Origin of the sequence: Parasphingorhabdus sp., assembly GCF_049667325.1 — a bacterium.
In the GTDB taxonomy this organism is placed as follows: domain Bacteria; phylum Pseudomonadota; class Alphaproteobacteria; order Sphingomonadales; family Sphingomonadaceae; genus Parasphingorhabdus.
Genome location: NZ_JBATHY010000039.1, coordinates 22,801 through 29,125 on the forward strand (window position 1 = coordinate 22,801; position 6,325 = coordinate 29,125).

9 protein-coding genes are annotated in these 6,325 nt (G+C 56.7%); 4 read left to right on the forward strand and 5 right to left on the reverse strand.

Annotated features, from left to right (window positions below):
* Positions 1-39 precede the first annotated feature (39 nt).
* Positions 40-570 (reverse strand): 2-amino-4-hydroxy-6-hydroxymethyldihydropteridine diphosphokinase, encoded by a 531-nt coding sequence (folK, locus tag WBM93_RS01860; protein ID WP_424427587.1) that lies wholly within the window; start codon positions 568-570, stop codon positions 40-42.
* Between the two features lie 116 nt (positions 571-686).
* On the opposite strand from folK, the gene WBM93_RS01865 reads away from it, so the two are divergent.
* The 4 genes from WBM93_RS01865 to WBM93_RS01880 all read left to right on the forward strand — a co-directional run bounded on the left by WBM93_RS01865 (position 687) and on the right by WBM93_RS01880 (position 3,605).
* Entirely contained in the window at positions 687-1,238 is a 552-nt protein-coding gene (locus WBM93_RS01865) for a superoxide dismutase family protein (RefSeq protein ID WP_424427589.1), read from the forward strand.
* A gap of 47 nt (positions 1,239-1,285) precedes the next feature.
* Entirely contained in the window at positions 1,286-1,750 is a 465-nt protein-coding gene (locus WBM93_RS01870) for a low molecular weight protein-tyrosine-phosphatase (protein WP_424427591.1), read from the forward strand.
* 251 nt (positions 1,751-2,001) lie between these two features.
* Positions 2,002-2,745: a Bax inhibitor-1/YccA family protein gene (locus tag WBM93_RS01875; RefSeq protein ID WP_424427593.1), complete on the forward strand. Its 744-nt coding sequence runs from the start codon at positions 2,002-2,004 to the stop codon at positions 2,743-2,745.
* A gap of 152 nt (positions 2,746-2,897) precedes the next feature.
* Complete coding sequence (locus WBM93_RS01880) at positions 2,898-3,605, forward strand: hypothetical protein (RefSeq protein ID WP_424427595.1); 708 nt, start codon at positions 2,898-2,900, stop codon at positions 3,603-3,605.
* 74 nt (positions 3,606-3,679) lie between these two features.
* On the opposite strand, the gene WBM93_RS01885 is transcribed toward WBM93_RS01880, so the two are convergent.
* The 4 genes from WBM93_RS01885 to WBM93_RS01900 all read right to left on the reverse strand — a co-directional run bounded on the left by WBM93_RS01885 (position 3,680) and on the right by WBM93_RS01900 (position 6,286).
* Positions 3,680-4,294, reverse strand: a complete 615-nt coding sequence (locus WBM93_RS01885) for a glutathione S-transferase family protein (RefSeq protein WP_424427597.1) — start codon at positions 4,292-4,294, stop codon at positions 3,680-3,682.
* Between the two features lies 1 nt (position 4,295).
* The gene (locus WBM93_RS01890; RefSeq protein WP_424427599.1) at positions 4,296-5,015 is read right to left on the reverse strand and encodes a helix-turn-helix transcriptional regulator; all 720 of its coding nucleotides are present in this window, start codon (positions 5,013-5,015) and stop codon (positions 4,296-4,298) included.
* The gene (locus tag WBM93_RS01895) at positions 5,015-5,389 is read right to left on the reverse strand and encodes a VOC family protein (RefSeq protein WP_424427601.1); all 375 of its coding nucleotides are present in this window, start codon (positions 5,387-5,389) and stop codon (positions 5,015-5,017) included. Before WBM93_RS01895 ends, WBM93_RS01890 begins: the two co-directional genes overlap by 1 nt.
* A gap of 105 nt (positions 5,390-5,494) precedes the next feature.
* A complete protein-coding gene (locus tag WBM93_RS01900) occupies positions 5,495-6,286 on the reverse strand; it encodes a VOC family protein (protein ID WP_424427603.1) in 792 nt (263 codons plus the stop codon).
* Positions 6,287-6,325: the final 39 nt, after the last annotated feature.

A 6,325-nucleotide genomic window follows, 5' to 3' on the forward strand; every position in this document is an offset into this window, starting at 1 on the left:
CGGCTGATGCAGTGCACAAAGCCTTCGGGAAGCGCCTCCCTAGGGACGCTTTGGTGCATGGTCAAGCGGCTTTGGCGCTTTTTCCGGTCGTTTTTTGGGGCGCCGGTTGCGGGTGTCCAATTGGGCGATCGTGAGGCCGGTCAGGGGATCGCGCCAATCGCCTGCAATTTCCGCTGCAGGGCCCAGAACAAAGCTGCGCTCGCGCAACAGCGGATGCGGGATTGTGAGGTCGGGGGCGCCGCTGTCAAAGGCCCCGCCGCTCCACAGCAGGATATCCAGATCGAGCACCCGGCGCGACCATGGCTGACCACCGCGCCGACCGAATTCTGCTTCGGTTCGCTGGAGCATGGCCAGCAGGGCGGTCGGCTCCTGCGCCGTTTCGATGATCGCCACCGCGTTGGCATAGGATCGCTGCGATGGTCCGACCGGGCGGGATGCAATCACGCCGGAGGCTTCGGCGATGATCAGGCCTTGCCCCGCCAGTCGCTGCAATGCCGCCGCAATTATGTCGCGCGGCAACCCAAAGCGCTGGTGGCGCTGGTTCGAGCCAAGGGCGATCAGATAGAGCATAGGGGCAACGGGGTTCCTGCGAGACGGCGAGAGGGAGCCAGAAGAACAAATGGTTCCAAGCGGGTGGATCGGCTGCTACCATGCAATCAATAGCAATAAAATCAAGGAGAAGCTTCGTGCGTCAGCATCACATCGGCCTATCGGGCGTGGTCTTGTTATCCCTTATCGCTGCCGGATGCGGTCAGGAAGCGGAATCTCCCGGCGAAGTCAGCGGCAATGTTGCGCGCGCGACGCTGGTTGGCGCGGATCAGGCGCAATATGGCGAAGTGATTGTCGCGCAGGGCGACAATGGCCTGCTCGTCAATATCACGGCGCAGGGCATGACACCGGGCGCGCACGGTGTGCATATTCACGAAACCGGCAAATGCGAAGGTCCCGATTTCAAATCCGCTGGGGGCCACTGGAACCCCGCCTTGAAAGCGCATGGCTTTGACAATCCGCAAGGGGCGCATGCCGGCGATTTCTTCAATCTCGATATTGGTGCGGACGGGACCGGCGCGCTCGAGGCGATGATTCCCGGGGCGACGCTCAGCGATGGCGACAAGGCCCTGCTTGACGCGGATGGTGCGGCTTTTGTCGTACATGAAGGCCCGGATGATCTGAAAACCGACCCCTCTGGAGAAAGCGGCGGACGGATAGCCTGCGGCGTATTTGCCGGCGGTCGTTGAACCGATCGGGTTGATTGGTAATTTGTCATGAAGTGTAGAGTGAATTTATGAACCAGTCGGTCCTGTTTGTCTGCCTCGGCAATATCTGCCGATCTCCTCTGGCCGAAGCTGCCTTGCGCGAGGAATGTGCCGCTTCGGGGCTGAATGTCGTCATTGATTCTGCTGGCACCGGTGACTGGCACGTCGGCCATGCCCCCGACGAGCGCGCGCAAGCGGTTGCAACGAAGAACGGCGTCGATATCGGCCATTTGCGCGGAAGGCAGGTCACGACATCGGATTTTCATGATTTCGATTATATAATCGCGTTGGACAATCAAAATTTGCGCGATTTGACGGCGATGCGGCCGACCAATGCGGCGGTGAAGCTGTCGCTGTTGTTTGATCATATTGCGGGCAGGGCGGGCGAGGATGTCGCCGACCCCTATTATGGAGACGCGGACGGTTTTGACCGGACCTGGGCAGAGGTTACGGAAGCGGCAAGAACCATCCGCCTTTTGCTTGAAAGCGGATAGAATATTTTGATTTCAAGCGGCAAACAGCGGCATGATAGCGAACCGGTAGGCCAAAGCCGGGAAATGCAAATTGCCGAAACCGGTCCTGCGATTGTGAAATTAACCAGATTTGCGTCCAGATGATAGATTTTATCTATGATATTTGATGATATTATTTTGAGAAATTCCACCGGTTTTCCTTGAAAAACACATGTCATTGCCCGATATTGAGAGCAATAGGGCCTATTCACCGGCTCGCTAATTTGAGGAGTATGCATATTATGGCTTGGCAAGACCCAAGAACAACCTTCGGGCAGCCCGCTGTGGGCACCGCGCCGCAGACGGAGGTCGCGTTTGACGCCGGCCTGCGCACCTATATGCTCAAAGTCTACAATTACATGGCCAGCGGTGTTTTGCTCACCGGTTTGGTTGCCATGCTGTTTGCCAGCTCCGGTCTTGCTCAGGACATCATGTTCGGCGGCGGTCCGTTGAAATGGGTGATCATGCTGTCTCCATTGGCGATCGTTTTCGCGATGAGCTTTGGCCAGAATAAATTCTCGACTTTTACCCTCCAGGCAATGTTCTGGGGCTTCGCCGCGCTGATGGGCATGTCGATGTCGACGATCTTCCTGGTCTATACAGGCGCTTCGATTGCACAGACATTCTTCGCAACCGCAGCCGCTTTCCTCGGCCTTAGCCTCTATGGTTACACGACCAAAAAAGACCTGTCCGGCATGGGCAGCTTCTTGATCATGGGCGTGATCGGTTTGCTGGTCGCGATGGTGATCAACATATTCCTGCAGTCAACGATGATGAACTTCGTCATTAGCGCGATCGGTGTTCTGATCTTCGCCGGCCTTACCGCCTATGACACGCAGCGGATCAAGAGCATGTATGCCTATGTTGCCGGTACCGACATGGTTGGCAAGACAGTCGTTCTGAGCGCACTCAGCCTGTATCTGGACTTTATCAACATGTTCCAGTTCCTGCTCTTCTTCATGGGCGGCCGGGAATAGGCTCAATAATCCCGTTCCAGAATATGGAAAAAGCCCGGCAGGTAACTGTCGGGCTTTTTCTTTTGGCGGTTCGTCGAGTTTTGAGCGCAAATACTGGACAAGCGTCAGCGCGAATCATAAGGAAACGGCTGTTGTTTTGGGAGAGTGATACGATGCCGCGTTTGAAGGATTTGCGTCTACTATTGGCAGCGGGCGGACTGGCCTTTCTGGCCGCCTGTCAAACGGCACCGCCGCCGCCGCCACCCGCTCCGGTTGTCCAGCCGCAATATACGCCGCGCGCGCCGACCCCGCCATTCGGCGCTAGTACCCTGTCGGTCATTCCCGTGCTTCGGGCCGACGGCCTGCGCGAAACCATCAACCGCGATCTCGGACCGCTCGAGACCCTGTGGCATGTCCGGGCGGCGATGAACGTGGCGGCGCTGAGCTGCACCGGACCGCTCTACGAGCGCCTTGTCGGCGACTATAATGCGTTCATTGGCAACAACAGTGCCTCGCTGCGCAACGCGAACAACGCGATCATCCGGAAATTCCAGCGCGATATCGGTGCGGGATATAAGACGGAGCATGATCGTCATCAGACCCAGCTCTATAATTACTGGTCTTTCTCTCCGCTTCGGCGTCCCTTTTGCGATCAGGCCGTTCAGATCAGCCAGCGGGCGATCGTGACCAAGTCTGCAGAACTTGACGAATTTGCCGCGCAAGCCTTGATGGAACTGGAAAAACCATTCAGCGATTTTTATCTCGCTTACGAGGAATATGAACGCGATCTTGAAGCCTGGAACGTTCAATACGGACAGCCGGCTGCCGCAGTTGCCGGGCCGGCAATCCTTGATGATGAACAGGTTCCCGCCGGCGAATGAGCGTGTTTTTGAATTAGTATAAAAAGGGCCGGATGGGATGACCATCTGGCCTTTTTAATGTCCTGGTCTACCGATCAGCTGTTCCCGGCAATTAATGCATCATCGATGGCCTTGGCCGATTTATAAGCCTCACGATCGGTCACCCGCTTTGCATAGGCGATAAAGGAATCCCGCTTGGGCAGGGTTTCAAATTGAGTACCCCAGCCTACCTGTGCGCCGACATAGACGTCGGCCATGGTAAAGCGGGCGCCGCAGACATAGTCATCGGTCTGGAATTTGCTTTCCAGCACATCGACAACATGATCATAATTGCCATATCCAGCCATTTTCTCTTTGTCCTGCTCGACCTCGAAGCCCATCGACCGGTTGGTGATTGCAGATTCCAGAGGGCCGGCGGCAAAGAATAGCCAACGATAATAATCGGCCCGTTCTTCAGCCGTCGGAGCGAGCCCGGCGTCGGGAAAGGCCTCGGCGAGATAGGCACAGATGGCGGCGCCTTCGGTCACGACCTTGCCGTCATGGTCAATCGCCGGCACCTTGCCCATCGGATTGACCGCAAGATAGGCAGCTGCCTTCATGGTGGTGTCATATTCCAGCAGCACCTGATCATAGTCGGCGCCAGCTTCGTGCAGCGCCCAGCGCGCAATCTGGCCGCGCGACATCGGATTGGTATAGAATTTCAGGGTCATCTTATTCTTCTCCTTGGTTTGTCTTGGCTATATGCGTCTTGTATTTTTCTCTCTGCTGCCGCGAAAATTCCTCGAGCGACTTCCCGGGTTCCGGTTTGTAGACTTCACCGGTCGGCACTAGGTCGGTAATGCGGTCGAGTCTGAAAACCCGGAAGTCGTTGCGCAATTCGCACCACCCGACCAGGGTCCAGACTTTGCCCCAGAACCACAGTCCCAGCGGCTGGACATTTCGGTCGGATGTGGTGCCGTCCTCGTCGCTATAGTCCAGGAACACTATTTCTCGAGCATCAATCGCATGTTCGCAGCGGTCGATTAATTCTCTGGCCTGTCCTGCCAATCCCATGCGCGGTGAAAATATCTTTGTGTCGCCAACGCGCCTGCGCTCGGCTTCGGGCAAGACCGCCTCGATTTTGACCAAAGCTTCCTCTGCCGCGGCAATCATCGCCGTACCGCCCCAGGCTTTGACCATCCTTGCGCCGGTAACCAGTGCGACAATCTCGTCGCGGGTGAACATCAACGGCGGCAGGTCAAAGCCGCTGCGCATGATATAGCCGATGCCTGCTTCTCCATCGATCGGGACGCCGGTGGACTGGAGATCGGCAATATCACGATAGATGGTGCGTTCGGACACCTCCAGTCGCTCGGCCAGACTGGCCGCTGTCACGAGCCGACCACCGCGCAGATATTGGACAATCTGGAAAAGGCGGTCGGCTCTGCGCATCAGTCGTTATATTTGAAGATACCGAGGCTGTTGCCCTCTGTATCCCTGGCATAGAAAAATGCGCCTGACGGGATGGAAATGGTTTCCGAAACCACTTCACCTCCGCTGGCCTTGATCCGGTCCATGGCGTCGACCAATTGTCCGGGCGCGGAGAGATGCGCGGTGACCCCGTCGCCGGCAGTCGCGGGTTTGCCCTCGTAAAGATGGCCGCACATCGCGCCATCGCTGCTCGGGATCATCTGCATAGTCTGCGGGCCATTATTATCCTCGACGAGACTTGTCTCGAGAACGGCTTCATAAAAGTCTTTGGCACGGTTAAGGTCGGTTGCGGGTATCTCTACCCAAACCAGTCTGTCACGGGTCGTCTCGGTCATTTGCCTGCTCCTTCTTGTTGGTTGAACAAGCACCAGATATCATAGCCCTACTGACAGCATCATGTCAGTAGTGTTTCAGGAACTGGTGAAACGCGTGCGAATTGTCTAGTGCCGCGGACCAACTAGAGCGAAAGCCGCACCCTGCGGATCCATCGCGTTCACCGAAAAGTCACCGCCCGGTATCTCCATCGGTTCCACGATGATCTCGCCGCCCTTGGCCTTGATTGTATCAACCGCCACATCAATATCGGGCACCCGGAAATAATAGGTCCAGGCAGAGACCGGCATTCCATCGGGCTTGGCCATCATCCCGCCCATCATGAAGTCATGCCGCAGCATAGTATAGGTTCCCATCGGCCCCATATCCATCTCCTCATCCTTCTCCCAACCGAACAGATCGTGATAGAAGTTGAGCGCTGCTTCGGGATCGCTGGTGGCAAGCTCGTTCCACGCGCAATGGCCGACCATCGGCTCTGTCGCGGCAAAGGCCTTGCTGATAGCATCCGGATCGCCGGCTGGCGGGGTCGGCTTCATCACGTAGAACATTGCGCCCTGCTGATCGGCAACAAAAGCAAAGCGCCCGACACCGGGTATATCCTTTGGTTCAAAATGGACACTGCCGCCCGCAGACAATATCGCTTCCGCCATCCGATCGACATCTTCGACATTGATATATCCGAGCCAACAGGGCCGAGCGCCATTGGCGGTCATTTCGGGCGTCAAAGGCATCAGGCCGCCAACGCCGCCGCCGTTCATCGAAATTTCCCGATAGTCGACGTCGGCCTGACCGCTATCGGCAAAATCCCATCCGACCAGCGGTCCATAAAAATTCTGTGCCGCGTCGGCATCGCTGGTCAACAATTCATACCAGATGAAATCACCATGTTTATTGGTCATTATTCCTGCTCCTCATTCTCCCAACGAGACGACCGGTTC

Coding starts and splice junctions, on each gene's coding strand:
- folK (WP_424427587.1), bottom strand. CDS start 570: ATGCTCTATCTGATCGCCCTTGGCTCGAACCAGCGCCACCAGCGCTTT.
- WBM93_RS01870 (WP_424427591.1), top strand. CDS start 1,286: ATGAACCAGTCGGTCCTGTTTGTCTGCCTCGGCAATATCTGCCGATCT.
- WBM93_RS01875 (WP_424427593.1), top strand. CDS start 2,002: ATGCATATTATGGCTTGGCAAGACCCAAGAACAACCTTCGGGCAGCCC.
- WBM93_RS01880 (WP_424427595.1), top strand. CDS start 2,898: ATGCCGCGTTTGAAGGATTTGCGTCTACTATTGGCAGCGGGCGGACTG.
- WBM93_RS01885 (WP_424427597.1), bottom strand. CDS start 4,294: ATGACCCTGAAATTCTATACCAATCCGATGTCGCGCGGCCAGATTGCG.
- WBM93_RS01890 (WP_424427599.1), bottom strand. CDS start 5,015: ATGCGCAGAGCCGACCGCCTTTTCCAGATTGTCCAATATCTGCGCGGT.
- WBM93_RS01895 (WP_424427601.1), bottom strand. CDS start 5,389: ATGACCGAGACGACCCGTGACAGACTGGTTTGGGTAGAGATACCCGCA.
- WBM93_RS01900 (WP_424427603.1), bottom strand. CDS start 6,286: ATGACCAATAAACATGGTGATTTCATCTGGTATGAATTGTTGACCAGC.